Raw genomic sequence first — 24412 nt, forward strand, 5'->3', positions numbered from 1 at the left:
CCTCCCCTTCCACCTCCGCGAGAGGAGGCGTTCCCCTTGTCCACGGGCTCCATCCTCGGCGACGCCTACGTCCGCATCCGGCCGGACACCACCGGCTTCGAAGGCGCGGCCAAGTCCGGCATTTCCGGTGCACTGTCCCGAATCGGCAGCCTCGCAAAGATGGCCGCAGTGCCCATCGGCGCCGCTCTCGCCGCGGCCGGCGGCCTTGGCCTCAAAACGGCCGCCAACATGGAGACCGCCCGCATTGGCTTCGAGACCATGCTGGGCTCCGCGCAGAAGGCCGACAAGTTCCTCCGCGAACTCCAGGCATTTGCCGCGAAGACGCCGTTCGAGTTCCCCGAACTCCAGACGGCAGCCTCCTCCCTCATCTCCATCGGGATCGACGCGAGCAAGGTCATCCCGATCATGACCACGCTGGGCAACGTCACCTCCGGCATGGGCACTGGCTCCGAAGGTGTCAAGCGCGCCACGGTCGCCCTCCAGCAGATGAACGCCGCCGGACGCATCACGGCGGAAGACCTCAATCAGCTCCGCGACGCGGGCATCCCCGTCTTCGACCTCCTGGCCGGCGCCACCGGCAAGACAAAGGAGGAGCTTGCCGGGATGGCCCAGAACGGCAAGCTGGGCCGCAAGGAGCTTGAGCAGCTCATGGCCGCTCTGGAGTCCGGGAAGGGCCTGGAGCGTTTCAACGGCCTCATGGAGAAGCAGAGCCAGTCGCTCTCCGGCCTGTTCTCCACGCTCAAGGACACCGTCCAGCTCAACCTCGCCGAGGCCGTCCAGCCGCTCGTCCCTGCCATCAAGGCCGCGATGGACGGCGCCGCCCCCATCATGGACGCCGGTCTCGCTGCGTTCGCCGCAAAGTCGAAGGTCCTCGTCGAGCAGGTCCCGAACCTCGTAGGCGCGATCGCCGACCAAGACGCCCAGGGAATCGGCGAGGTCCTCGACAACATCTTCGGCAACACCGGAGACAAGGTTGCGATCTTCCGCGCCGCCGCAGAGCAACTTCTCCCGGTCATCGCCCAGGCGAGGGAGGTCTTCCAAAATCTCTGGAGTATCGCCACCCAGCTTGGCCCTATCCTCGGGGCGGGTCTCGGCGGCTCGGCCCGCCTCGTCTGGGAGACTTTCAAGCTTCTCCTCCCGGTACTGGTCCAGATCACCGGCTTTCTCAACCAGCACAAGGGCGCCGTCATTGCGCTCGCCGCGGGCTATGGCGTGCTCCGTGCCGCGATGCTCGCCCACACCGTGGCCATGAAGGCCCAGGAGGCCGGGGGCCTGCTCCAGTTCATCGGCAAGTGGATCAGCTCGATGAAGATCGCCGCCGGCATCCAGAAGGCGTGGACCGCCGTCCAGTGGCTCTTCAACGCCGCAATGAACGCCAATCCGATCGTCAAGATCATCGGCATCATCGCGCTGATCGTCGGCGCGCTCATCACCGCCTACCAGACCTCCGACACCTTCCGCGGCATCGTGCAGGGCGCTTTCAAGGCCGTCGGCGACGCCGCAGGCTGGCTGTGGAACAACGTCCTCTCGCCGGTCTGGTCGGCGCTCAAGGTGGCCTGGGACGCCGTCGCCACCGGCATCCAGTGGGCCTGGGAGAACATCCTCCAGCCCGTTTTCACGGTGCTGGGCAAGGTCGCCCAGGGTCTCGCGATCTTCCTCATGGTCGTCGTCTTCGGCCCGCTCATGCTGGCCTGGAAGGCGCTCACCGTCGCTATGGAGTGGGCGTGGGAGAACATCCTCAAGCCGGTCTGGGATGCCATCTCGACGGCCGCTCAGTTGCTTTGGAACAACGTTCTCCAGCCGGTCTTTGCGATCATCGGCCTCCAGTGGCAACTCCTGATGACCGCGCTCCAGTGGGCGTGGGACAACATCCTCAAGCCAGTCTGGGACGCGATAACCGTTGCGGCACAGTGGCTTTGGTCGAACATCCTGCTACCGATCTTCACCGCAATCGGCCTGGAGTGGCGCGCGCTCATGGCCGGGCTCGATTGGGCTTGGGAGAACATCCTCAAGCCGGTCTGGGACGGCGTCGCCGCAGCGGCCGGCTGGCTCTGGCGGACCATTCTCCAGCCCATTTTTTCCGCGATCGGTACGGCCTGGTCTGCGCTGTTCGACGGCATGAAGTGGGCCTGGACCAACATCCTTTCGCCGGTCTTCGATTGGTTCGGCCGCGCGGTCGAGACGATCAAGAACAGCTTCACGACCGCCGTCGACTGGATCGGCCGCGTCTGGGACGGAATGAAGTCGAAGCTCATGACACCCGTCCAGTGGGTCGTCGACTTCGTGTGGAACAACGGCCTCCGCAAGCTGTGGAACTGGATCAACAACCTCTGGGGCGGCGACGACCTGGAAGCGTTCCGGCTCGACGCAGCAACCGGGGCCGTGGTCCCCCAGAACCTCGGCCGCGCGCACGCGTACGCAACCGGCGGGGTCCTGCCCGGCTACACGCCCGGCCGAGACGTTCACCGGTTCTTCTCCCCGACGGGCGGCATCCTCAACCTCAGCGGCGGGGAAGCCATCATGCGGCCCGAGTTCACCCGAGCCCTCGGCGCGGGCGGCATCGAGGAGCTGAACAAGGCCGCGCGCACCGGCGGTGTAAACGGTGTCGCGACAGCGCTGGGAATATCGCAGTCCCACGCCGACGGCGGCATCATCAACCTCCCCGGCTGGCTCGACTCGGTCATCAGCGTCATCCCCGGCCACGGCGTGGTCACCGACGTCATCGACGCCATCAACGGCGGCAAGGGCTTCGGCAAGGGCCACTGGGCCACAATGCTGACGGGGATGGTCAAGCAGGTCGGCTCGAAGGTCTGGGACAAGGTCAAGAGCCTCCTCGGCACCTCGGCCGCACCCGGCGCCGGAGCTGGCGCCGAACGCTGGCGCGGAGTGGTCGCCCAGGTCGTCGCGATGCTCGGCGTCACCCCAGACGCGATCAACGGCATCCTCCACATGATCCAGATGGAGTCCGGCGGCAACCCGTCAGCCGTGAACTTGTGGGACAGCAACGCGAAGGCCGGCCACCCGTCGCAGGGCCTCATGCAGACCATTCCCAGCACGTTCGCCGCGCACGCAGGGCCGTTCACCGGCCGCGGCATCCTCGACCCGCTTGCCAACATCTACGCCGGTGTCAACTACGCACTCCGGCGCTACGGCGTGGGAATGCTGATCTCCGGCGGTCGGCGCTCCGGCGGAGGCGGTTACCTCGGGTACGCCCTCGGCGGTGTCCTGCCGAAGCTCTACGACTCCGGCGGCATCCTCGGCCACGGGGATCTCGGCATCAACCTCTCCGGCAAGCCGGAAGCAGTCCTGACGAACGACGAGTTCGCCACGCTGCGCAAGATCGCCAAGGGCGGCGGCGGAGACGCCCCGCTCATCGGTGGGGACCTCGTCCTCCAGGTGGGCGAGGGCGCGAGCGTCCGCGACCAGATGGAGGAAGCGATGTTTCAGCTCCGGCGGATCAAGCGGGGAGGTGCGCTCCGGTGATCGATGGACAATGGAAGTTGATGTACCCCGGCCTGGACTTCACCTTCGGCACGCCGGACCTCCCGACCTTCAACCGGACCACCCCCGACGTCGGCGACGTGGACATCCGCGTCGCCGACGTCGATCGGCCGCGAACCGACGGCCGGGCGTTCGGCATCGACTTCCGCACAGGCCGAACGATCGCTTTCGACCTCGGCATCCGCGGCCGGACCGAGAAAGAAGCCCGCGAGGCCGCCGCGACCCTCACCACCGCGTGGCGCGCGGACGCGATCCGCCTGACTCCCGGCGCGGTAGCCGAGTTGCACGCCCGCTACGCGGGCCGGGAGCGTGTCACGTTCGGACGGCCGCGCCGCTTCGCGCCGAACTATGCGGACGTGCGTGTAAACGGCTTCGTCACGGCCACGGCGGACTTCGCCGCGGTCGACGACCTCTTCTACGCGCCCGAAGAGGAGTCCATCCAGTTCGGCATCGTTCCGCCGCTCGGCGGCGGCCTCATGGCTCCGCTCGCGGCGCCCCTGTCGACGACGATGAACTCCGACCGCTCCCAGGCCGTCACGGTCAGGTCGGAGATGCCGGTCTGGCCGGTCGTCGAGGTCCTCGGCCCGGTGACCAACCCCGTCGTCACCGTCGTCGGCGCGGCCGGGGTGAGCATCCAGTTCGAGGCCCGCGTGGCCTTGCAGTACGACGAGACGGTCACCATCGACACCCGGCCCTGGGCCCGCTCGGCCATGCGCAACGGAACGGCCAACGTCGCCGGCTCTCTCCGCGGGACCCGCCTGTCGAAGGCGGCCCTTGCACCCGGCTCCTACGAGGTCGGGCTCAAGGGCCTCGACCAGACGGGGACCGCGCGCGTGAGGCTCTCCTGGCGCTCCACGTACGCCTCTCTCTAATTCGCCCACCGAGATCTCGCCGTAGCCGTTCAGGTGTCAAGAGGCCATTGACGCCAGAACGCCGCCGAGGCAACCGCCTCGCAGATCTATCCGGTAGGCCCCGAACTCGGCCCCCTGGGCCTGGCGCCCCCTCGTCTTGCGCCGGGTCCAGGGGGGCGACCTGTCTTCCAAGGAGAACTTCCTCATGTGGGATTCCGTCCCCTGGTTCGTCGGCGGAGGCGCTCACCACTCGCCGGAAATCGCCCGCCTCCTGGCGTACGCCGCCACCTCCGCGGCGGAGGGTGTCGTCACGCCCGGAGACCTCAAGGTCGTCCCGCTCGACGTTCCCGGCTCCTCCGTGCGCGTGCTCTCCGGCGCGTGCTTCGCGCTCAACCGCGCCGCCGGCGGTTCCCAGCAGACCTACATCAGCCGCAACCCCTCGCAGGACGTCGTCTCCATCTCGGCGACCGGCTCCGGCTCCGGCCGCTCGGACCTCGTCGTCGCACGCATCGAGGACCCGAACATGCCGGGCGAGCCCTGGGCCAACCCGGGGGACCCGACCGTCGGGCCTTACGTCTTCACTCGCATCATCCCGAACGTCGCGCCGACGACAACCACGATGCCATCCGGCCAGAGCGGAATCCCGCTCGCCCGCATCGATATCCCGGCCAACACCGGCACCGTCACCACTGGCATGATCAAAGATCTCCGCAAGCTGGCCCGGCCGCGCTCATGGGCCGACTACGACGTCCAGGCCGGCATCAACGCCACCGGCGGCGGAGCCGAATACATCCGTGTCACTGACGCGGACTGGCGCACCTGGCCTCTGAACACGCTGGCGGTCGCCGTCCCGAGCTGGGCGACGCACGCCCAAGTCTCCGTTCACCTCAGCGGGATCGGCGCGACGGGTCCCGGCGACGTGAACACCCGCGTCCAGTTCGGCAGCCTTTTCGGCGCCATCTCCTACCTGGACTACAACGGCAACCCGGGTACGCCCGTCGGCTTCACCGAGAAGATCAACCACTTCGCCTACGGCGAGTTCGACGTCCGCGGCTACCAGGGGAGCACCCAGACCCTCAAGGTCAACTCCCGTCGTACCTGGCCTCAAAACACCGGCCAGTTGTGGTTCGGCGACGGCGAACAGATCGCTTTCGACATCCGCTTCCGCGAGCAGGTGGTCTGAGCGATGAGCGCCTGGACCTTCCTCGCCCAGCGCGCTACGACGGGCGAATGGCTGGACTGGGACGTCCCGATCACTCTGTCCTCCTTGGAGTGGACGCTCTCCGGGCCGGGCTCGCTGTCCGGCACGGTCTCTCCGGACGTCGGGGGCCTCCGCACCGACGACGGCCGGCTCCTCCTGGAGGAGTGGGGAACGCTGATCTACGCGGAGTCCGGCGGCGAGATCCGGTGGGGCGGCATCGTCGTCTCCAGCTCGTTCGAGGGCGAGGCGTGGCGCATCGAGTGCGCCGGATTCACCACCTACCCGCACGCGATCACCTACCAGGGCGAGTACTCGAAGATCGGAGTCGACCCCGCCGACGTCGTCCGCGAGCTGTGGCGCCACGTCCAGTCCTTCCCGGACTCCGACCTCCGCGTAATCGTGACCGGCGCCGCCTCGACATCCGCCCGGCTGGGCACCGCCGCCCATGACGAGACCGCCACCGAGCCCGACGGCTCCAAGCGCACCGAGCACCACGACGCCGAGCCCTACGCCCTGCTCTGGTGGGAGCACCCGAATTGCGGCGAGGAACTCGACAACCTGGCCAAGCAAACCCCGTTCGACTACATCGAAAAGCACTACTGGTCGCCGGACCGGGAGGCCGTGGTCCACGAAGTCGAGCTGGGATACCCCCGCATCGGCCGGCGCCGCGACGACCTCGTCTTCGCCGAGGGCGAGAACGTCACCAACGTCCTGTCCGTCGAGTCCAACGGAGACGAGTTCGCCAACACCATCCTCGGCCTCGGCGCCGGAGAAGGCCGCGCGATGATCCGACGCGAGACCGGTCTCCGTGACGGACGGCTCCGCCGCATCTCGGTCTACGCCGACAAGGCCGTCACCGACGCCGCGCGCATGGACGCGCTCATCGCCGACGAGCTGGCCTACCGCAAAGCCGCGCTCCGCATCACCAAGCTCGACGTCATCGACCACCCCCACGCGCCGATCGGTTCGTGGCAGGCCGGGGACGACATCCTCGTCCGGGCAGAGCTTCCCTGGCTGGGCGAGGTGGAGATGTGGGTGCGGATCACCGCATGGTCGCTCACCGGCGACGGCAGCACCGCGTCCCTCGACGTCACCCGCTCCGACCACTTCCGCTACGGAGGCTGACCCCTTGCCCGCCACCGACCCTGCGAAGCAACTCGCCCGGCAGCTCGCCGACCTCCAGCGCCAGGTCTCCTCGCTCTCCCGCGGCTCCCAGGCGTCCAACCGCTCCATCGAGGGCGGGGCCATCGCTGTCTATGACACCGACGGCAACCTCCGCGGCACGGTCGGCCAGCTCCCCGACGGCACGACCGGCTTCCTCACCGTCAACGGCCCGCCGCCCCCGACGCCCTCGGCGCCCATCCTCGAGCCGACCATCGGGGGCCTCGCCATCACCTGGGACGGAACTTTCTTCGGCGGGGTCGACAAGCCCAACGACTTCCACCGCCTCGAAGTCCACGCCTCGGCCTACTCCGTTTACACGCCGAGCGAAGCGACCCACCGGCTCGACCTCATCGGCGCCGGGACCGCCCACCTCATCCTCCCGGCCACGCCGTGGACCGTCGTGTTCGTCGCCGTCTCGACGGCCGACAGCCGCTCTGCGCCGTCCATCACCGCCACCGAGACGCCCGAGCAGGCCCCGACCTACACCGAGGTCATCGCGGCCAACGGCAAGAACAAAGTGTTCTGGCGCACGGACTCCGCCGCGCCGACCAAGGCCGCCGACAAGCTCATCACCGGAGACCTGTGGTTTCAGACTGACCACGGCAACAAACCGGTCCACTGGGACGACGACTCCGCGACGTGGGTGGACGGCGCCCTCGGCGATGACGCCATCGCCGGCCTCAACGTCGGCAAGCTCGTCGCGGGCGAAATCTCGGCCGGCCAGAAGATCATCGCCGGTCCCCAGTTCGGCACGCACGCCGAGATGGCCTCCGACGGCTTCCGCGTCTACCGCCAGGACCCCGACGACGGCAGCACTGACGAGGTCATCCGCCTCGGCACGTCCACTAACGACTACTTCGCGGTCGTCGACACCACAGGCAACCTCGTCGCGTCGGTCGACGACACCGGTCAGGGCAACTTCACCGGCCTGAACGTGACCGGCGACGCCGTGATCCAGGGCCGCTCGCTGTCGGATCTCCTCGGCGACGTCGCCTCCGCCTCGCCGGGCTACTTCGAGGGCCGCCTGTCCGCCGACCTGGGCCCGATCCGGAGCCGCGTCGGCGTCGCCGAGGTCTCCGTCCGGCTCCGCAAGGGCCGCCGCTACCAGTTCAACTTCCGCGCCGGCTGGAAGTCCTCGCTCTCCATCACGGAGAGCCGCTGGAACCTCCTGCGCACCCACGCGCCGGAGAGCGACCCGGAGACCTGTCCGGCACCCACGATCACCACCCCGAGCGAAGAGGTCTGGTGGACGACCTCCCCGGCCGGGAACACGTTCCTCACCTTCGGCGGCAACGCCGAGTTCATCGCCGAGACGACCGGCCGGCACCGCCTGCTCCTCACCGTTGAGCGCGGCGGCTCCACCTCGGACTCCGACATCTACGTCCTCGCCTCGCAGACCATCAACCTCGTCGTCACCGACCTCGGCCCGGCCGGCTCCGGCGCAACGGGTGTCTTCACCCAGGCAGGCGGGACGCTCTACGGAGGACCGCCCGCCCCGCCCTCCGGCGCCCCGGTCCAGCAGTACTACGCAGACCTGGCGCCCGCGGGCCGCGCTACCTACCGCGGCAACGGCTCCCTCCGGACCGACGTCTCCGAGGTGATCCAGGGCATGGACCCCTCCGGCTACAACGGAGACGGCCGCGGGCAGTTCTGGTTCAACCTGCCGACCATCACCGGCACCGTCGACCGCGTTGACGTCTACCTGTACTCGACGCACTGGTACTACAGCAACGGCGGCACGGCCATTCTGAACATCTCCGACCAGCGGGGCGTCGGCCCGAGTCCGTATAAGTTCCGCGGGGACTGGTACGTCGGCGGCTACCCGAAGCCCGGCGGCAAGACCGTCACCGTCCCGTCGGACTGGTTCCCGTTCTTTCGCGGCACGAACAACGACAACTACAACGGCCGCGCCACCGTCGTCACGCTCGGCCCCGGGAACGGCTCGAACTACGCCTACTACGGCAAGTTCTCCGATTGCCGACTCCGGATCTGGTACACGCAATAACCGAGAAGGAGCCACCGTGCCACACGTCTTTCTGGCACTCGACCCCGAAACCCAGCGCGTCCTCATGCAGACGCGCGAGATCGGCGACGAGGACCTCCCGCGCGGCCTCCGCGGACTCGGCTGGGCGCGGCGAGAAGCCGACGTCGAGGACGACCGGTGGGACGCGCTCCTCGCCGGCGAGCTGACACCCGCCGAGCAGGACGACCTTCACCGCGCAGCCTGGACCGAGAACGGAGCGGCCCCGTGGCCAGCAGCATGACCGACCCCACCGCCCCTGTCCCCGTCGCTGGGCTCCTGGTCCCGGCCGTGCTGGTCCCCCGCATCATCGCCGCGATGCGGGGGACCTACCCGACGATCACCGCGGACCTCGACGACGACGCCGCCGTCCGCGCGGTGCTCAAGCACTGGGTCACCACCACCCTCATGACCTTCGAGGCCCAGCAGGTCACCGCACCCGTCGTCGACCAGCTCGCCGCGCTCCAAGAGGAAGCCCGCGTCCGCGAGGCCGAGGCCCGCCAGAAGGCCGAAGCGGCGGCCGGCCTGATTACCGACGCCGCCCCGCCCAGCGCGGACGTCCCCGCCATCTGACCATCGGAAGGAGCACGATGCTTCCCCTCTCGGACATCGTCGACACGATCCGCCGCTTCTACGACCCCGCCCACGAGCCCCTTCGGCGTCGCGTTTACACCACCCTCCTCGCCCTCGCCGCGCTCGCCGTCACCGTCGGCCTGGTCGCCGGATCAGCGGTCACCGCGATCACCGGGCCCCTCGCCCTGCTCCTTGCCGTCCCCGCCGTGGAGAGCGCGCGCTCGCAGGTCACGCCCAAGAACACCGATTGGACCGAGCGGTGAGCCGCTACGGCGCCTGGAGGGCGCGCACGCGTGAGATGGCCGCCCACCTCACGCCGAAAGTCATCACCAACTTCCCCTTCGAGGTCATCGTCTGCCTCGTGGCCGTCCTTATGGGACTTCCGTTCCTTCTCGGGGCGGGCGCCCCGCCGTCGCTCCTCACCCTCGTCGGCAAGGCCGCCTTCATGGTGTGGTCGGCCGCGCTGACCGTGGGCGGGACCACCATCGCCGTCGGCCTGCGGTCGCCGTCGCGCCCGTACCCGCTCGTCGTGGCGTCCGGCCTCCAGCTCACCGCCGGGTGCTTCGCCGTCTACGCCATCGCCGTGTTCGTCGTCCTCCACGCCTCCGGGCTCGCCGGGCTCGCCGCGTTCGCCAGCCTGTCGCTGGTCTCGCTCATCCGGGCAACGCACTTCCGGCGCATCGTCGACATCCAGAAGGGCGCACGACGCATACGAAAGGAGCGTGGCGAGTGAACTGGACGGAAGTCCTCGTCGCGCTCATCGCCGCCGGCCTGCTCAAGTACGCCGTCGACCTCGCCAAGTGGTGGAGCGCCCGGCGCAAGCGGAAGTCCCCGGAGGGAGTCCAGTCGGCGAACCTGGCCACCCTCGACCAGTCGCTTGCCGTTGTCGCGCGCGCCCGCGACGAGCTGGAGGCCGACAACGCCCGTCTCCGATCCCAGCTCGCCGAGTCCGACGCCCGGCACGCCGCGGAGCGCGCGACCTGGGCCGAGGAAAAAGCCTCCATGAAGGCCGAGATCCACGACTTGGAGCGCCGCCTCCGCGAGATGCTCGCCGAGATTGAGAACCTCAAGATCCGGCACGCCTGAGCACCAGGCCGCAAACGCGCAGAGGTCCGGGGGACCAGTCCCCGACTTTCCTGGAGCGTTGCATGGCCACCCTCGTGATCGGCGTTACCGGCAAGAAGCGCGCCGGCAAGGACACCTTCGCCCGCCGCCTCATCGAGCACCACGGCTTCACCCGCGTCGCGTTCGCCGACGCACTCAAGGCCGTCATGAGCGAGCTGGACCCAGTGATCCCTGTTCACCTGGACGAAACCGGTGTGGTCTGGGGGCCGGGCTCGGAGGCGAGGTGGGGAACCACCCGCCTCAAGTCACTCGTGACCGAGGTGGGCTGGGAAAAGGCCAAGGAGGTCCGCGAGGTCCGGCGCCTGCTCCAAGCGCACGGCGACGCCATCCGCCGCCACACCGACCCGGACATCTGGGTCAACGCCGTTCGCCAGCAGGTAGGGAACACGCCCGGACCGGTCGTCCTGACCGACGTGCGCTACCCGAACGAAGCCGAGTTCATCACCGAGAACGCTGGCCGGCTCGTGCGCGTCGTCCGCGGCGGCCAGCTCCTCGACGACAACCACATCACCGAGACCGCGCTGGACAAGTGGCCGGTCAACGCCCAGGTCGGCAACGATGGCGCCGTATCGGCCCTGCACGCCAAGGCGGACGAGCTGGTCGACTACTGGTACAACCACTTGTGATCTTCACCCCAAAGGCCCCCTTCATCCCCTGGATGGAGGGGGCCTTTCGTGTTTTCGGGCTAAACGCAACTTGCAACTTCTCCCACCGAGAACTTCATGGGGTAGATTCTGCCCACCCATGATCGCCGAACCAGGGAGCCTCAAGGCAATGGCACCCCGCAGTCCAGAGGAAGAGCTGGCCGTCCAGGCCACCGCCATCCTCGCGGAATACGTCAGGACACCGACCACCGACCTCCTCAAGAAGCTCGCGCCCGTCATCGTCGAGCTTCGCTCGCACCACCGACTCAACGACGGCTCCGTCGATTGGAGCGGCCGATCGCCGGCCTACCGCAAAATCATCGCCGAGATCTACCGGGATGCTCACGTCTCGGACGACGGCCTGGACCGCCTCCAGACTGCCCTCCGCTACCACGTCGGCAATGTGCTTCGCGAACGCGCGCCTAGCAACGACTTGCAGAGGGCCGGCCTCACGGACGTGAGCCCGCGCGAGCGGACCACCACATCCCGCCAGGCGTTCCAGGCCATGAAGGAAGCCTCGGCTCCGCGGCAAGACATTCCCCGGCTGACGGCCTACGCCCAAGCGCTCTTGGAGTACGTGGACGAAGCCGCCGCCTGTGACCTGACCGCGAAGGAGAACGAGGCCGCCCGCATAGCGCTCCAGAGCGTACAGAGCCGCGCAGCGGAACTCCTGGTTCGACTCCGTGACGCGGGGCGGAATACCCCAACAAGAAAGTAGGCAGATAATTTAGGACCCGACTGACGACTTAAGCGCGTTTAAACTAATTGACTCGAATTCAAAACCCCACCGAGAGTGGGGTTTCGGCAACCTCGCCCTTTTAAGCCTCATGCAAGTTGACTCTCTAAGACATTAATGGGGAGCTTCTCGTGAAACCCCACTTCGAGTGGGGTTTTGCACCGGCATCCCACCCCAGCGCCCGCGTCGGCTAGGCCAATTGGCCTAACTTTACCACCGAGAACTCTCTGTGGTTGACAGCATCCCGTTGATCTCGCTAATTTTCCCGACATGCACTCCACCGAGAACAACACCACCGTGAATAGCGCCGCGATGACCGAGACCGACAAGTACGGCAAGTTCGTCCGCCGCATCATGCGTGCCTACGGCCGCCGCGTCGCCAACCTCGACATCGAGGGCCTCAAGGGCCTCGTTGAACTCCGCGACGAGCTGGACGCCCTCATCGTCGATTCGGCCCGCAAGCTCCAGGATCAGCCGAAAGGCCAGGGCTACTCCTGGGGCGACATCGGCCGCGTCCTCGGCATCTCCCGGCAAGCCGCCCAGCAGCGATTCGGAAAGAGAAGCTGAGCGCGGCACGGTCTCGACGTCGCCGGACGGGAGATACGAGCTTGTCCATCAGCCCCGCCTAACTGACGAGCCGCCTAATTGCCTCGACGCGCCGGATGAGCCGGACGGAGTTCACGTCGGCCGCCGCTGACCGCGCCCGCTCGATGACCCCACGCGCCGCGTCCAACTCGCCCGCCCGCGCATAGGACTCAGCGAGCCACGTCTGGTAAAGCGCCACCTCGCGCGCATGGTCCGCGTCGTACCCGTCGATGGCAGCGGTGAGCAGCGGCGCCGCGCTCACGGGGTCGCCCATCTCGATGAGGCACCGGCCCGCCATCACGTCGATTTCGTCCCTTGACATCCAGTAAACCCAGTGTGGCTCGGCGATACCTGGCGAGCGTTCCTCGTAAGCATCGTCGACCGCGTCCAGCGCACGACGGGTCGCCTCCCGGTCGCGGGACCGGGCATTCGCCCACGCGACACGCTCCAGCAGCAGCGTGCGGACGACCGGGGAAGCCGTGCGCGCGCCGGCCACCGCGCTCTTCGCCAGGAGCGCCGCATCGGCAGGGTTGCCGACATCCGACATCTGGTACGCGAGCGAAGAGAGAAGCTGGCCAGCGAGTGCGCTGTCCCCGGCCTCCTGCGCGGCAGAGACGCCGTCGAGGTAGGTCCGCTCGGCCTCCAGATAATTCCCTGCGTCGCTGGCGACCCACCCGACGAGCTGGGCCAGTTCGCCGACCACGATCCGGAGCCGTCGGCCAACCGGTTCGGTATAGCTCCCGCACTTCACGACCTCGGCCGTGTCGGCCAGCTCCCGCCGGACGAGCGGGATGAGGTCGCCGCCTCCGATGGTGTCGTCCAGGAGCCGGAGTTCGATGACTCGCCGCTCCAGCTCGTCGACGAGGCTCTCCCCGACTCGCCGGCCCGCCTCTCTGTGCAGAGCGACGGGCGTATCGGCCACCAGCCACTCGTGAGCCACTCGGAGGGGGTCTTGGGATGGACCGCTAAGCGCATCGGCGGCGACATTGAGCGCACGAGAATACGCCGTGACGTGGTCCGATCCGGCCGCGCGGATGCCGCGTTCGAGCTGGCTGAGGTAGGGCTTGCTGTAGTGCGTCTTCGCGGCCATCGCGTTCAGGCTTACTCCGGCGGCCTCCCGCATTGCCCGCAGTCTTCCGCCCAGCTCGCTCCAGCCTTGCGTCGGCACTCAGCTCACCTCGGCGAGTTCGCGGCGCCGAACAGCCCACTCCGATGACGACCACTCTTCCGGCATCTCGGCCAGGCAATCACGAGCGGCCTCGGCCGCCCCGGTGCGGTCGCCGAGAGCGCGCAGGACGAACGCGTGCTGGCCGAGGAAGAAGGCCGCCGTATACCAGTAGCCGGACGGCGGCAACTCGTCTTCGGGAGGAAGGTTGTCAACCATGCCGTCCGCCTCGGACAGGAGGCGTACGGCGTCAATGCGCTCGCCGCTGCGCGCAAGGACTTCGGCCCGCTGGTATGTCTCGTAGGTCCGGAGTCCGGTATGGACACGGGTGTCTCTGCTCGCAGCGGCGGAGAGCGCGTCCGCCGTCCGTAACTCCCGCCGTCGGATGGCTCCGTAGGCGGCGAAGGACAACGCGGTCGAGAGCCGGAGCGGATCGTCGGCCTCCATCGCGAGGACCGCGGCGCGGTCGAGGTGCTGCCTCGACTGTCGCCAACGCGCTCCGGGGATCGCCAGCCATCCGCGGTACTGCTCCAGCTCCGAAAGCAGGCCGACGACGGCCGGTCGAACGTGGGACCGCGCCTCGGCGGCGAAGGTCGCGACGATGTCTCGCTGGGTGTCGACCATTGGAGTCACGTGGCCGGCGCTCGTCTCATCCTCGAGCCGACGGACTGCTCCCAGAACGCTGCCGAGGGACTCCAAGGCCGAGTGGTCGACGGATCGGGGCTGGTTGATCAGCGCGTTCAAACGCTCCCGCTCTGGAGGTGCCAGCGTGTCGGCCTCGTCACCAAGCCGTCGTAAAAGTTGACCAAGCGGGTCACCCGGGGCGCCGCGGAGCACCTCGGCGGACACGTTCAGTACGCGAGAGTACGCCTCGCCGTGGTCCGAGTTGACCGCGCGGATGCCGCGTTCGAGCTGGCTGAGGTAGGGCTTGCTGTAGTGCGTCTTCGCGGCCATCACGTTCAGGCTTACTCCAGCGGCCTCGCGTGCCGCCCGCAACCGCGCACCCAGCTCGTTCAAGCCGCTCTCCACCGAGTTGCTAACCCTTGCAAACCCCTGACCGGTTCACATCACGTCCTGTAACGACCAGGCTACATGAGTGGGCTGCCTCGGTCGTAGCTTCCGTTCTCCAAGTTCTACGGATTCCGACCGGAGCGGCCACTCCAAGACGACTGAGGGGTACGGGCGATGGGCGTGGACTTCGGACTACTTGGCCTCTTGCTGGCCGTGGCCGTTACTGCCCTGTTCGCCGCTGCGTTCGCGATCGGGGTGGTTTATCGATGGTTAGCCGAGTGGAAGCAAGGACGTTCGAAGCGACGCGCGACGCGCCGCCCGGCCCGCGAGGTCCTCAGCAGGGAGAGGCAGTGACCTCGCCTGCTCTGAAGCGCCTTCTCGACGAGCTTCGCCGCCGGAAGTGGACGCTCCACCTCTTCGGGCACGATGAAGCTGGCCCGGACATCTACGCGGCGACCTTCAGGTGGGCGACCTGCGCCGATGTCTTCATCCTTCGGGATGAGGAGGACGCCGTTGCTTTCCGGACCCCCACCTTTCCAGACACCGACGTCTTCCTCCCCACTCTGGTCTCATGGCAGTACTTAGCGCCGGCCGAGTGGACTCTCCGCGCCGTGCTGACCATCGGTGCGCCCGGCCAGGCCGACGCACCGTTCCAGGTCCTCACCCCGCATCCGAAATGCTTCATCCCCGCCGAGGCAAGGACACCGGCCACGATCCGACCAACCGGACTCGTCCAGCGACCCGCGCCACACCCGACATGGTTTGGTGAAGAGCAAGTAGGCCCGTGCTGAGACGTCGCGTGCGAATCGCGAGTGGCAATGTTCGCTGACCGCGCCTATTCACCAGCGCAAGCTGAACCGCCTCCTAGGCCGCGGAGGCTCCCCGAACGTCGGCCCCGGTCGGGAACGAGCCCCCCAGCCCGGCCGGGGCCGACCTCCACCTCACGAGCCCGGGAACCTTCATGACCTCCGACGCAAATGACACGGCACACCCTGTAGCGCGATGGCCGGTCACAGTAGACGCCTATGACTTCGGAATGCTCGCACATAACTACCAGCCCTGGGCAGGCCGCCAGAAACGAGACACCGGCCGTTTCGAGCCTTTGAGACACGACGCGCCAGTTGATTATTCGTGGCCCCATGCATACTGGTTTCCCGACTGGGTAACAATCATAATTGCACGATCTTTTCTTGACGGGAAATTTTTTCCCTACCAAATAATTACCGACCTGGAGGACCCTCTTAGAAAGGAGGCGGCGCATACACTATGGTTTGCGTGCGAGGAGCATTCGTGCGCCGAGTGCGGGGTTTCTCCCGTGAATAGCTACGTCATTCTGACCCCTTATCGAGACTCCGTCCTTGTTCCCGAGATAAACACAGCAAATTGAGTGCAATCGAAAAATGGAACCCCAAAAAACCTTGAGGAGCTTTGTATACCGCGCTCACGAGGCAGGCCATGTCACCAGCCGCCGCCTACGAGTGGCGCTACTTCCTGCGCCAGGTCGCCCACCTCTACCGCCGCGACCAGCTCGCCGCCGATTACCCTCTCCGACTTCTGCCGTGGTGCGAGGAGCACCGCCCGTTCGGACTTCGCCACGAACGCTACGGAATCAGCGCATCGCGCGTAGCCGCGCCTGCCCCCGAATGGACGTGCTCCCAATGCACGAACCTTCTAAACGGAAATCGAAAGGAGATAAATACGCATGACCGGAGCCCTTGACTCGCGTCAGCCACAAAATGACCCACTTCTGCCCCCGGTGCATCGATTTCCCGTAAACGCCAAGAACCCTCCCCTGAGCGACGAGCCCCCCAGTTCCACACGCCCGTTCATTCTACGCGACATAACGGCACGCCAGGTTCACCCGCTACCAGCATCGAGGCACCGTACAGCGGCCGGCAACACGTACATTTCCAACAAATGCAACAGCGACGGTAAGATGATCGAAGACGGATACACGGTGCCCGATGACTGAGGCCACCGATCCGTTCGTCGTAATGGCTGGCGTCCGAGACTGGGCGGTCAAGCAGGTTGGCGCCGAACTCGACAAACGCGGCGTCCGCTGGGAACAGCTAAACACCGCAGATTTTCCCGTCGCATCGCGCCTTGCCGCAACACTCACCTCCGACGCGCAAAATTGGCGAGGATCACTTCGCGACAATGTGAATACGCTGGCGCTAGATCAAATCACTTCCATCTATTATGGGAAACCGACAGAATTCGAAATGCCAGCAGGCATGTCCGGTCCCGAACTTCGTTTCAGCCGAGCCCAGGCGCGAGTCGGACTGGGTGGAATCTTGGCGAGCCTGCCTGTTCGATGGTTCTCGCACCCGTCCGCGATAGCCGACGCGGCCTACAAGCCACGCCAGCTCACGTTATTCAAGCGAGCAGGATTGGTTATCCCGCCCACGCTAATTACCAACGATGCGCAAGCGGTTCGCGCCTTCGCTGAATCTGTCGGCGACCTGATAGTAAAGCCCCTGGCCGAACCCATAGTGTACGAATCCGGAGGTGAGGCACTCGTTTACACGCGCCGTGTGGGGCCAGCTGAACTGGATTCCCTCCACGGCGTGGAGCTGACCGCGCACCTGTTCCAGCAGTGGCAGGCCAAGTCGTACGAGGCCCGGGTCACCGTCGTCGGGGATCGAATTTTCGCAGTTACAATTCACGTCGACAGCGAGAATGGCCTGGTGGACTGGCGGTCCGACTACGATTCGCACACGTACAATGTGATCCAGGTTCCCGAACAAGTGCGCACAGGAATACTCCGATACTTGAAAATATCCGGTTTAGCGTTCGGCGCATTCGATTTCGTTATACGCCCGGATGAGTCGTGGGTGGCCCTGGAGGCGAACGCGACTGGCGCGTGGGGCTGGTTGGCGGAAGCATGTGACCTGCCGATCGCTTCGGCGATCGCCGACGAACTGATGAAGGAGTAGCTCCGTGGATGGCATCGACATTGCCGACTGGGCGCCCCGGGCATCCGCCCTCGCGGATCACATGGTGGCAGCAGGGGTGCTGACGGACCTGGCGTGGCGCGCGGCGTTCGCCGCCACGCCGCGTCACCGGTACGTGCCCGCGATCGTCGACAACGGCCAGTTGATCACGACCGATGATCCGCGCTGGCTGGACATGGTCTATGCGGACGAAGCCCTCACCACGCAGGTCCGCCAGGTTCCGGCAGGGACGACCGAGGTGAGCGTTCCAAGCTCGTCATCGAGCAAGCCGAGCGTCATGGCCTCGATGCTGGAGTTGCTCCAAGCTCGGGAAGGGCACCGAGTGCTGGAGATCGGCACCGGTACCGGATACAACGCAGCACTGCTCTCACACCGGCTCGGCTCGGACATGGTGGGTTCGATCGAACTCGACCCGGACTTGGCCGACTCCGCCCGCGAGCGTCTCGCCTCGACCGGCCGCCATCCGCGGATCGTCGTCGGTAACGGGGCGGCGGGTTGGCCTGAAGGAGGGCCATTCGATCGGATCATCGCGACGTGCGCGGTCTCGTCGATTCCGCCAGCGTGGATCGACCAGCTTGCGCCCGAGGGCCGGATTGTGGCACCGCTCGACGCCGCCACCGCTGGTCCGTTACTGGTGCTGGACAAGACCGCCGACGATGAGGTGGTCGGCGTGATCGATCCGTTCCCTGCTCTGTTCATGCCGCTGCGCGACGACGTGAGCAACCCTCTCGCCCCGGGCCGAGTCCTTTCGACCGGGGTTTTCGGGGTGCCGCACTACGGCATGACCGCGCTGGACCCTGCCACCGCGCTCGATCCGGATTTCGCGTTGTTCCTGTGGTTGCACGCGCCCGGAATCCAGATGGGCAGGATGGACAAACAGGACCTCGTGGTCGCCCACCGTGGCAGGGTTCGGGCGGAGGCAAGTCTGAGCCCGAACGGGGACGGCAAGCATCGTGTGCGGCAATATGGGCACTATCGGCTGTGGGACATCGTCGAGCACGCGGCCAGCGCGTTCGACAACCTTGGCCGGCCAGGCGCAAACCGCATGGGCGTCACGGCCGCGAACGTGACCGGCTGTCAGTACGTCTGGCTCGACGATGCGGAGGGAGACCACTCATGGCCTCTCACCGGAAGCGCCGATTAGACAGCACTCGAAAGTAACCGCTGACAAGCGGCATACAGCACCTCAAAATCCCCGTCTCGGCACGCCTCGCCGAGACGGGGATTTTGAGTAGTGGACGAGCATCCCGCAGACCTCCCGAAGTGGCACACCCTCACACCACTCCGGAGCCCGCACATGACCGATCCGTTCACCACGGTTGCCACCGAACTCCCGCGCGACCGCTGGGGCCGCCCGCTGATCACGCCGCCGGGCGAGACCGAGGCCGTCCCCTACACCCGGACCACCACCTTCGTCGGCGTCCTGGAGGACACCTACCACCTCGGACAGTGGCAGATGCGCATGGTCGCGCTCGGCATGGCCCAGCGCCGGGACCTCCAGCTCGCCGCCACCGCGATCACGAACCCGAAGGACCGGTTCCAGAAACGGACCCTCAACGACCTCGCGAAGGCCGCCCTCGAAGCCGCCTCCGGCTCGGCCGCCGCCACGATGGGCACCGCGCTCCACACCTTCACCGAGAACATCGACAAGGGCCTCCCCCTCGGCTACATCCCCGAGGAGTTTGAGCCCGACATCGAAGCGTACCGCCAGATCACCGAAGGCTTCACCGTCGTTGCCATCGAAGGCTTCTGTGTAAACGACGCGCTCCGCGTCGGCGGCTCCTACGACCGCATCATGCGCGTCCCGGTCGGCGGCCTCGTCGCGCCCGACGGCGAGCTGGTCGAGGGCAACGTCATCTGGGACCTCAAGACCGGCGGCTCCATTGACGCCGGCCTCTTCGGCCTCAACAAGATCGCCATGCAGCTCGGCGTCTACGGCAACTCCCTCGACTACGACCACACTCTGGGCACCCGGACGCCGCTTCCCGACGTCCACCCGCGCTGGGCCATCGTCTGCCACCTCCCGGCCGGCTCCGGTCAGGCCCAGCTCATCTGGGTCGACATTGCGGCCGGATGGGAGGCCGCCTCGGCGCTCGCCCCGGGCGTCCACTCCTGGCGCAAGCGCAAGGACATCGGGACGCCCTTCGCCGCGGTGACCGCGCGCCCGACCGCCACGCCCATCCCGGAGATGATCCGCCGCGCCGCGTCCTACGCGGAGCTCAAGGGCATCCACGCGATGCACCAGGACATCTGGACGCCCGGCCTCACCGCGCTCGCCTCCGTGCGTAAAGCCGAGCTGGAGTCCACCTCCTCGTGACCACCGCCGGGCGGGACCATCACGGTCCCCGCCCGGCCTTTCCTCCTGGGGACAACGTGATCCGATCCATCCTCCACTACTTCATCCCGGCCATCGGCCGGCGAAGCGCCGCAGAGGCCGTCGAGTTCGGCCGAGCCCTCGACCATGGCTTCGGCTTCATCACGGTCGGCCCGCTCGCAATCCTCGTCGATCTCCCCCCGTTCCTGCGCAAGGCCGCGGAGCCAGTCCCCCGCGAACCGTCCATTGCCGACCTCAACACCGCGATCCGGACCGCCGAGGCCGCGCAGGAAGCCGCCGCGAAGACCTGCCCGCAAAGCTGAGCAGACGCGCTCCATCTCGCAGAACTCTCCCAGTGAGCCGGGAAAAGCCGGCTCACTCGCGAGGCACGAGAAGGAGCAGCGCCCCCGCATGAGCGACGAATTCAAGGACCCGAGCACCGCGACCGGCATCGAGTGGAAGAACTTCAACGGTTCCCTCTTGCTGGTCAAGGTTCACGGGCAGGAGCACAGCATCAAGACTGTCCACGGGGACTCCTCGGCCATCCGCGCCGACGTCTTCGTCTTGGACGGCGACCACAGCGGTGAATCCTATGTGGACACCCTGGTCTTCCCGAAGGTCCTCCAGTCCCAGCTCAAGCCGTCCATCGGTGCGATGGTGCTGGGCCGGCTGGGCCAGGGCCACAAGAAGCCGGGCCAGAGTGCCCCGTGGACGCTGGCCGCGGCGACGGCCGAGGACAAGACCCTCGGCCGGGAGTTCCTGGCCAAGTCGGTCGACACTCCCTTCTGATCTCGCCACCGAGATCGTCACGGTCGGGCCGAGTAGCTGAGCCAGGCCCCTCCCGGAGACACGGCTGGACCGGGCGGCCCGACCACCCCGCCCGCTGGTAGCACCCAAGAACTTTCGAGGAGACGCACGTGAACGAGACCGACGCCGCCACCGAACCGACCACCGCGCAGATGCGCGCGTACCTGCGCGCCAACCGTCCGGACCTGGAGGTCGGCGTCCGCGGCTTCCTGTCGGCAGCGGCCGTGAAGGCGTACCGCGAGGCGCACGGCCTGCCGGTCGAGGACTGACCTCTCCACTCCCCAAGAAAGGCCCCCGTTCCCTCCCCAGGGAACGGGGGCCTTTCTGCACCCGCTCCAAGGAGATCCACGAGTGACCCTCGACCTCGACCGCGTTGATGCTGCCTGGCTGGCCGGTCTACTGGACGGCGAAGGGTGCTTCGACGCCCCGCGCGGCAACCCCCGCGTTCGCGTGAAGATGACCGACTTCGACGTCATCCTCCGCGCCGCCGACCTCATGCAGGCGAAGACCCATCCGGAAATCGTCCCGGATCGCAAGCCGTTGCTCGTCGCCCAGATCACCGGCGAGCCCGCGGTGGCCGTGCTCCACGCCATCCTGCCGTTCCTCGGCTCCCGTCGCTCGGCCAGGGCCACCGAGATCATCGTGGCCCAGCGGCAGAAGGCGGCCCGCCACCCCGCACGACGGCTGACCCTGGCCTCCGCCGCGTGAGCAATCCCAACGCGGCCAAGGGCGCGCGCTGGGAGCGGTCCGTCCTCGACTTCCTCCGGGAGGTCTTCGGGCGGGCCGCGATCCGGCCCCGTCAGGAGGGCCACATCGACGTAGGAGACATCCATCTCTCGCCGTTCGCCCTCCAGCTCAAGGACGAGGCGAGCCACAACTTCTCCGGCTACCTCAACGACGCCGACAAGCAGGCCACCGCGGCCGGCGAGCCCTACGGCGCGGCCGTCGTGAAGCGCCGCCGCTACGGCGTGGACCGCGGCTACGCCGTGATGACGCTGGCCACCTTCCGCCTCGTCGTCGCCCGGCTCCGCCGCGCCGAGCAGCAGCTCCTCCGCGCGAGCCCGGCCCTCTTCGACCAGCACATGGCCGACACCCAGAAGGAGAACGAGACCAAGTGACCGAACCCACCGAGATCGGCTGGACCCACGGCGCCGAGTTCGCTGCCGCGCCGACCGAGGGCCTCCCCGCCGCGCCCCGGCCGCACTCGCTGCGCGCCGCGCTCCCCGTGGCCGCGCGGACCCTCGTGGCCCTCAACGTCAGGTCCCGCAACACGGGCGTCCCGATCTTCGCGGGCATCGAGCCCGCAGAGAAGCGCCGTCGCCGCGCGGCCGGCAAGCGCCAGCGCGCGGCCCGCCGGGTGCACCGGGCGGCCTGAGTGCGCTACAAGGTCACCGTCACGCCTGACGGCGGCGAGCCCGCGCGGACGTTCGTCGAGGGCGCCCCGGCGCTCCACAACGCACTCGTCCGCGCGGGTGTGCCCGCCCAGCGCATCAAGGACGGCCACCCTGGCGACGGCGCCGAGACCCACACGGTCAACGCGCCCGGCCTGCCCTGGCACGGCAACACGGTCCGCTGGGTCGGCATGGGCTGGGCGGGCTTCCCGCGCAAGGCCGCCGTCCCGACTTACCGGCCGCCGAAGCCCGGCAAGGGTGTCTTCGCGGCAAAGTCCGGCGAGCCCGGCGCCGTCATCGAAGCCAACGGCCACCGGTTCGAGGTCTGGGAGAAGTCCGACCGGACCGGACGGGTCTGGGCCACCCGGCCCGGATCGCTGCGCTACTTCCTCGTCGCCCTCGACGGCCACGCCTACGACGAGCACGGCGGCGGCGAGTCCTGGCACCGCGGCTCGTCCACTTCGGACAAGAGGAGCTGATCATGGCACGTACTCACGCGGAGGCGCCGGAGCTGTTCCGGGGAGCCGTCACCACCACGATCGAGCGCGAGGGCCAGGAGCCCAGCGTCTCCACCTACTACTACGGCCCGTTCATCGACCGGCGCCAGGCGAGCGCCGCGGTCACCCGCGCGAAACGGCGCAACGACCACAACCGCGCGTACGCCGAGCGCTGCGGCCGGACGCATGGCAAGACTGTGGACGGCCACGTCGAGTCCACCGTGGCGGCCTGGGAGCAGGTCAGCGCGTGAGCAGTTACGCCCGGCAGTACGAGGGCGACGTCCTCTACCGCGCGTCCATCCGCCTCCTCGACGAGAGCGGCCACGTCGTCCACCACTACTACCTCGGCCCGTACGACACGGCCGGCAAGGCGAAGGCCCGCCTCACCGGGGCGACCCGTCACCGAGACCCGTCGCGGGTCGTCGGTCGCGTCGAGGAGGCCCACCCCGAGTGGAAGCCCATTGCCCTCGGCAACGAGGTCGTTCACGAGAGGGAGTGCACGAGTGCCGTTCCCGAATGACCCCGAGGTCGCCTGCCGACCGGACGGCGTGAGCTTCGAGGTCCTCCGCGACGCCTTCTACTGGGGGCAGGTCGACTCGTGGCGCATCCCGCGCGGATTCGTCACCGACTTCGCCACGATCCCGGCCGTCGTCTCCTGGGCCATCCCGAAGCTCGGCGCCTACACCCAGGCCGCCATCGTCCACGACTACTTCTGCTCGGTCGGCATCGCGGCCGGCGAGATCTCGGCGCGGGACACCGACGCCGTCTTCCGCCGCATCATGCGCGAACTGGACGTGGACATCGTCACGCGCTGGCTCGTCTGGGTCGGCGTCCGCTGGGGCGCCGTGTTCAACCCGATCCGTCGGCCCGAGTGGTGCAAGGACGCCCCGGCCGTGCTGGGCCTCACGGCCCTTGCCGCACCGGTCATCGTCCCCGCCTCGCTCCTGGCCGTCGGAGGCCGCCTGGTCCTGCGGGCGGCCTCCTCCGTGGCCCGGCTCTTCCGCCGGTAGCCGCGCCCACAGCGGAGGCCCCGTCGTCCACTTCGGACGTCGGGGCCTTCGTCGTCTCCGAAAGGAACTTCCCTTCATGACTTGGCGTAACTGCAACGCAAGCCTCACCCTCGTCGCCGCGGTCAACGCGCGATGGCCGGGCCGTGACAAGGCCAGCGACGGCACGATCGGCGACGCCGCGCACGCGTCGCGGACGTCCGACCACAACCCGTGGGTAGTGGTGGACGGCGTCGGTGTCGTCCGCGCCCGCGACATCGATAAGGACGGCATCGATGCCGGATGGCTGGCCGAGGAGCTGCGCAAGCTCGGCGCGGCCGGCGACCCGCGACTGGCAGGCGGCGGGTACGTGATCTGGAACCGGCGCATCACGTCGGATGACTTCTCACGCTGGACGCCGTACAACGGCTCCAACCCGCACACCCAGCACGTCCACGTGTCATTCTCCCGCAATCGCGCGGGTTTCGACTCGAACGCGCCGTGGGGCTTCCTCGGCGGAGTCACCTCGAACCCGGCTCCGGCTGGGCGTCCGGGCGTCTTCGCCTGGAATCTGCCGACAGGCCACTACTACGGCAATCTCCGTGGTCCTGCCGCCAGCCACGGCGGCTTCTACGGCTCGGAGCGCGACGAGGTCCGCAACATTCAGCAGTGGCTCATCTACCACGGCTGCGTCGCCGGTGTCCCGGCTTCGGCCTGGGCGACGAGCAGCTGGGCGGACGGCAAGTGGGAAGGCCCTACCGACACGGCCAGCCGGGTCTGGCACGACCGGTTCTACCCCGGCCAGCCCTACCCGACCCAGGTCTGGCGTGACGACTACGGCCGCCTGGCGCGTGCGTGAGCCCATCAGCTCGGTCCCGTCCTGAGCG

General features: G+C 67.7%; 30 protein-coding genes. 28 read left to right on the forward strand and 2 right to left on the reverse strand.

Annotated features, from left to right (window positions below; translation table 11 throughout):
- The first annotated feature begins 36 nt into the window (after positions 1-36).
- The 13 genes from NYF13_RS33310 to NYF13_RS33370 all read left to right on the forward strand — a co-directional run bounded on the left by NYF13_RS33310 (position 37) and on the right by NYF13_RS33370 (position 12382).
- On the forward strand, positions 37-3483 hold the full coding sequence (locus NYF13_RS33310) for a tape measure protein (RefSeq protein WP_315661898.1): 3447 nt from the start codon (positions 37-39) through the stop codon (positions 3481-3483).
- Positions 3480-4373, forward strand: a complete 894-nt coding sequence (locus NYF13_RS33315; protein WP_315661899.1) for a hypothetical protein — start codon at positions 3480-3482, stop codon at positions 4371-4373. Before NYF13_RS33310 ends, NYF13_RS33315 begins: the two co-directional genes overlap by 4 nt.
- Before the next feature lie 184 nt (positions 4374-4557).
- Positions 4558-5535 (forward strand): hypothetical protein, encoded by a 978-nt coding sequence (locus NYF13_RS33320; RefSeq protein WP_315661900.1) that lies wholly within the window; start codon positions 4558-4560, stop codon positions 5533-5535.
- Between the two features lie 3 nt (positions 5536-5538).
- Positions 5539-6678: a hypothetical protein gene (locus NYF13_RS33325; protein WP_315661901.1), complete on the forward strand. Its 1140-nt coding sequence runs from the start codon at positions 5539-5541 to the stop codon at positions 6676-6678.
- 4 nt (positions 6679-6682) lie between these two features.
- Positions 6683-8722, forward strand: a complete 2040-nt coding sequence (locus NYF13_RS33330; protein ID WP_315661902.1) for a hypothetical protein — start codon at positions 6683-6685, stop codon at positions 8720-8722.
- Positions 8723-8738: 16 nt separating this feature from the next.
- The gene (locus NYF13_RS33335; RefSeq protein ID WP_315661903.1) at positions 8739-8981 is read left to right on the forward strand and encodes a hypothetical protein; all 243 of its coding nucleotides are present in this window, start codon (positions 8739-8741) and stop codon (positions 8979-8981) included.
- A complete protein-coding gene (locus NYF13_RS33340; protein WP_315661904.1) occupies positions 8966-9310 on the forward strand; it encodes a hypothetical protein in 345 nt (114 codons plus the stop codon). Before NYF13_RS33335 ends, NYF13_RS33340 begins: the two co-directional genes overlap by 16 nt.
- A gap of 17 nt (positions 9311-9327) precedes the next feature.
- Positions 9328-9573: a hypothetical protein gene (locus tag NYF13_RS33345; RefSeq protein WP_315661905.1), complete on the forward strand. Its 246-nt coding sequence runs from the start codon at positions 9328-9330 to the stop codon at positions 9571-9573.
- Complete coding sequence (locus tag NYF13_RS33350; RefSeq protein WP_315661906.1) at positions 9570-10043, forward strand: hypothetical protein; 474 nt, start codon at positions 9570-9572, stop codon at positions 10041-10043. The genes NYF13_RS33345 and NYF13_RS33350 overlap by 4 nt, the downstream gene beginning before the upstream one ends.
- A complete protein-coding gene (locus NYF13_RS33355; RefSeq protein ID WP_315661907.1) occupies positions 10040-10396 on the forward strand; it encodes a hypothetical protein in 357 nt (118 codons plus the stop codon). Before NYF13_RS33350 ends, NYF13_RS33355 begins: the two co-directional genes overlap by 4 nt.
- A 62-nt stretch (positions 10397-10458) precedes the next feature.
- Entirely contained in the window at positions 10459-11061 is a 603-nt protein-coding gene (locus NYF13_RS33360) for a hypothetical protein (protein ID WP_315661908.1), read from the forward strand.
- A 118-nt stretch (positions 11062-11179) separates the two neighbouring features.
- Positions 11180-11797, forward strand: coding sequence for a hypothetical protein (locus NYF13_RS33365; protein WP_315661909.1), 618 nt, complete (start codon positions 11180-11182; stop codon positions 11795-11797).
- 288 nt (positions 11798-12085) lie between these two features.
- Positions 12086-12382 carry a hypothetical protein gene (locus NYF13_RS33370; RefSeq protein WP_315661910.1) on the forward strand — a complete coding sequence of 99 codons (297 nt, stop codon included), beginning with the start codon at positions 12086-12088 and terminating at the stop codon, positions 12380-12382.
- Between the two features lie 58 nt (positions 12383-12440).
- Here NYF13_RS33370 and NYF13_RS33375 read toward each other — a convergent pair whose 3' ends face one another.
- On the reverse strand, positions 12441-13568 hold the full coding sequence (locus tag NYF13_RS33375; RefSeq protein ID WP_315661911.1) for a helix-turn-helix transcriptional regulator: 1128 nt from the start codon (positions 13566-13568) through the stop codon (positions 12441-12443).
- Entirely contained in the window at positions 13569-14582 is a 1014-nt protein-coding gene (locus NYF13_RS33380) for a helix-turn-helix transcriptional regulator (protein ID WP_315661912.1), read from the reverse strand.
- A 344-nt stretch (positions 14583-14926) separates the two neighbouring features.
- On the opposite strand from NYF13_RS33380, the gene NYF13_RS33385 reads away from it, so the two are divergent.
- The 15 genes from NYF13_RS33385 to NYF13_RS33455 all read left to right on the forward strand — a co-directional run bounded on the left by NYF13_RS33385 (position 14927) and on the right by NYF13_RS33455 (position 24384).
- Entirely contained in the window at positions 14927-15367 is a 441-nt protein-coding gene (locus NYF13_RS33385) for a hypothetical protein (protein ID WP_315661913.1), read from the forward strand.
- A gap of 1173 nt (positions 15368-16540) precedes the next feature.
- Entirely contained in the window at positions 16541-17512 is a 972-nt protein-coding gene (locus NYF13_RS33390) for an MvdC/MvdD family ATP grasp protein (protein WP_315661914.1), read from the forward strand.
- Positions 17513-17516: 4 nt separating this feature from the next.
- Positions 17517-18674, forward strand: coding sequence for a methyltransferase domain-containing protein (locus NYF13_RS33395; RefSeq protein ID WP_315661915.1), 1158 nt, complete (start codon positions 17517-17519; stop codon positions 18672-18674).
- Positions 18675-18827: 153 nt separating this feature from the next.
- The gene (locus tag NYF13_RS33400) at positions 18828-19847 is read left to right on the forward strand and encodes a hypothetical protein (protein ID WP_315661916.1); all 1020 of its coding nucleotides are present in this window, start codon (positions 18828-18830) and stop codon (positions 19845-19847) included.
- Positions 19844-20167, forward strand: a complete 324-nt coding sequence (locus NYF13_RS33405) for a hypothetical protein (RefSeq protein WP_315661917.1) — start codon at positions 19844-19846, stop codon at positions 20165-20167. Before NYF13_RS33400 ends, NYF13_RS33405 begins: the two co-directional genes overlap by 4 nt.
- 88 nt (positions 20168-20255) lie before the next feature.
- On the forward strand, positions 20256-20633 hold the full coding sequence (locus NYF13_RS33410) for a hypothetical protein (protein WP_315661918.1): 378 nt from the start codon (positions 20256-20258) through the stop codon (positions 20631-20633).
- A 128-nt stretch (positions 20634-20761) separates the two neighbouring features.
- Positions 20762-20920, forward strand: coding sequence for a hypothetical protein (locus NYF13_RS33415; protein ID WP_315661919.1), 159 nt, complete (start codon positions 20762-20764; stop codon positions 20918-20920).
- Between the two features lie 82 nt (positions 20921-21002).
- Positions 21003-21359 carry a hypothetical protein gene (locus NYF13_RS33420; protein ID WP_315661920.1) on the forward strand — a complete coding sequence of 119 codons (357 nt, stop codon included), beginning with the start codon at positions 21003-21005 and terminating at the stop codon, positions 21357-21359.
- Entirely contained in the window at positions 21356-21769 is a 414-nt protein-coding gene (locus tag NYF13_RS33425; protein WP_315661921.1) for a hypothetical protein, read from the forward strand. Before NYF13_RS33420 ends, NYF13_RS33425 begins: the two co-directional genes overlap by 4 nt.
- A complete protein-coding gene (locus NYF13_RS33430; RefSeq protein WP_315661922.1) occupies positions 21766-22026 on the forward strand; it encodes a hypothetical protein in 261 nt (86 codons plus the stop codon). Before NYF13_RS33425 ends, NYF13_RS33430 begins: the two co-directional genes overlap by 4 nt.
- Positions 22027-22521, forward strand: a complete 495-nt coding sequence (locus NYF13_RS33435; RefSeq protein ID WP_315661923.1) for a hypothetical protein — start codon at positions 22027-22029, stop codon at positions 22519-22521.
- A gap of 2 nt (positions 22522-22523) precedes the next feature.
- A complete protein-coding gene (locus NYF13_RS33440; protein ID WP_315661924.1) occupies positions 22524-22790 on the forward strand; it encodes a hypothetical protein in 267 nt (88 codons plus the stop codon).
- Positions 22787-23059, forward strand: a complete 273-nt coding sequence (locus tag NYF13_RS33445) for a hypothetical protein (protein WP_315661925.1) — start codon at positions 22787-22789, stop codon at positions 23057-23059. The genes NYF13_RS33440 and NYF13_RS33445 overlap by 4 nt, the downstream gene beginning before the upstream one ends.
- Complete coding sequence (locus NYF13_RS33450; RefSeq protein WP_315661926.1) at positions 23043-23549, forward strand: DUF1353 domain-containing protein; 507 nt, start codon at positions 23043-23045, stop codon at positions 23547-23549. Before NYF13_RS33445 ends, NYF13_RS33450 begins: the two co-directional genes overlap by 17 nt.
- A 76-nt stretch (positions 23550-23625) precedes the next feature.
- Complete coding sequence (locus NYF13_RS33455; protein WP_315661927.1) at positions 23626-24384, forward strand: hypothetical protein; 759 nt, start codon at positions 23626-23628, stop codon at positions 24382-24384.
- The last annotated feature ends 28 nt before the right edge of the window (positions 24385-24412 follow it).

It is taken from the genome of Amycolatopsis sp. PS_44_ISF1, assembly GCF_032335455.1.
GTDB lineage: Bacteria > Actinomycetota > Actinomycetes > Mycobacteriales > Pseudonocardiaceae > Amycolatopsis.

What these genes read in the sequence shown, in the direction of transcription:
- NYF13_RS33320 (WP_315661900.1), top strand. Translation starts at nt 4,558, where the DNA reads ATGTGGGATTCCGTCCCCTGGTTCGTCGGCGGAGGCGCTCACCACTCG.
- NYF13_RS33325 (WP_315661901.1), top strand. Translation starts at nt 5,539, where the DNA reads ATGAGCGCCTGGACCTTCCTCGCCCAGCGCGCTACGACGGGCGAATGG.
- NYF13_RS33345 (WP_315661905.1), top strand. Translation starts at nt 9,328, where the DNA reads ATGCTTCCCCTCTCGGACATCGTCGACACGATCCGCCGCTTCTACGAC.
- NYF13_RS33360 (WP_315661908.1), top strand. Translation starts at nt 10,459, where the DNA reads ATGGCCACCCTCGTGATCGGCGTTACCGGCAAGAAGCGCGCCGGCAAG.
- NYF13_RS33365 (WP_315661909.1), top strand. Translation starts at nt 11,180, where the DNA reads ATGATCGCCGAACCAGGGAGCCTCAAGGCAATGGCACCCCGCAGTCCA.
- NYF13_RS33370 (WP_315661910.1), top strand. Translation starts at nt 12,086, where the DNA reads ATGCACTCCACCGAGAACAACACCACCGTGAATAGCGCCGCGATGACC.
- NYF13_RS33390 (WP_315661914.1), top strand. Translation starts at nt 16,541, where the DNA reads ATGACTGAGGCCACCGATCCGTTCGTCGTAATGGCTGGCGTCCGAGAC.
- NYF13_RS33400 (WP_315661916.1), top strand. Translation starts at nt 18,828, where the DNA reads ATGACCGATCCGTTCACCACGGTTGCCACCGAACTCCCGCGCGACCGC.
- NYF13_RS33410 (WP_315661918.1), top strand. Translation starts at nt 20,256, where the DNA reads ATGAGCGACGAATTCAAGGACCCGAGCACCGCGACCGGCATCGAGTGG.
- NYF13_RS33440 (WP_315661924.1), top strand. Translation starts at nt 22,524, where the DNA reads ATGGCACGTACTCACGCGGAGGCGCCGGAGCTGTTCCGGGGAGCCGTC.
- NYF13_RS33455 (WP_315661927.1), top strand. Translation starts at nt 23,626, where the DNA reads ATGACTTGGCGTAACTGCAACGCAAGCCTCACCCTCGTCGCCGCGGTC.